This window comes from Bradyrhizobium mercantei (assembly GCF_001982635.1).
GTDB lineage: Bacteria > Pseudomonadota > Alphaproteobacteria > Rhizobiales > Xanthobacteraceae > Bradyrhizobium > Bradyrhizobium mercantei.
Map to the genome: position 1 here is coordinate 1 of NZ_MKFI01000045.1, position 974 is coordinate 974.

The following is a 974-nucleotide window of genomic DNA, read 5'->3' on the forward strand; positions in this document are numbered from 1 at the left end:
GCCACATCGTGCCCAACGCCGCCGGCCCCGTGCTGGTGCTGGCGGGCCTGGAACTGGGCGCCGCCATCCTCGCGGTATCGGCGCTGAGCTTCCTGGGCTTCGGCGCCGCGCCGCCCGCGCCCGAGTGGGGCACGCTGGTGGCCGAAGGGCGCAATTACCTGGTGCGCGCCTGGTGGCTGACCGCCATGCCGGGCGGCGTGATCATCCTGGTGGTGCTGTCCACCAACAGTCTGGGCAAGGCCTTTGAACGGCGGCGCCTGCGGGGGGCACGATGAACCTGAACACGGTGACGGCGCTGTCCGTCCAACGCGGCGAAACGGCGGCGGCGCAGCCGCTGCTGGCCGTGCGCGACCTGCACGTGGCCTATCAGGCCGGGCGCCAATGGGCGCACGCCGTGCGCGGCGTGTCGCTGCACGTGGACCCCGGCGAGGTGCTGGCCATCGTCGGCGAGTCCGGCTCCGGCAAGTCGACCACCGCGCACGCCATCATCGGCCTGCTGCAGGAAGACGCGCGCATCCTGCGCGGCGCCATCCATTTCCAGGGAGCAGATCTGACGCGGGCCGGCGAACGCGCCTGGAGCCGGCTGCGCGGCGCGCACATCGGTCTGGTGCCGCAGGATCCCGGCGTCGCGTTGAACCCGGCCATGCGGATCGGCGAGCAGGTGGCCGAGGTGCTGCGCATCCACGGCCTGGCCGATCGCCTCAATGCCCGCCAGCGCGCCGTGCAGATCCTGGACCAGGTCGGCCTGACGCAGCCGGCGCTGCGCGCCCGGCAGTATCCCCACGAACTCTCGGGCGGCATGCGCCAGCGCGTCCTGATCGGCATCGCCTTTGCCTGCCGGCCCCGGCTGGTGATCGCCGACGAGCCCACCAGCGCGCTCGACGCGAGCGTGCAGCGCCGCATCCTGGATCAACTGGCGCTGATGAAACAGGAGAACGGCACCTCGGTGCTGCTGATCACGCACGACCTGGCGC

2 protein-coding genes are annotated in these 974 nt (G+C 72.3%); both read left to right on the plus strand.

Annotation, left to right across the window (positions count from 1 at the left end; genetic code table 11):
- The coding region (locus tag BI327_RS40800) for an ABC transporter permease subunit (protein WP_143271811.1) at nucleotides 1-275 on the plus strand (275 nt) is incomplete at its 5' end.
- Nucleotides 272-974, plus strand: a 703-nt coding sequence (locus BI327_RS40805; RefSeq protein ID WP_143271812.1) for an ABC transporter ATP-binding protein, incomplete at its 3' end; no start/stop codon positions are given. The genes BI327_RS40800 and BI327_RS40805, both read left to right, overlap by 4 nt.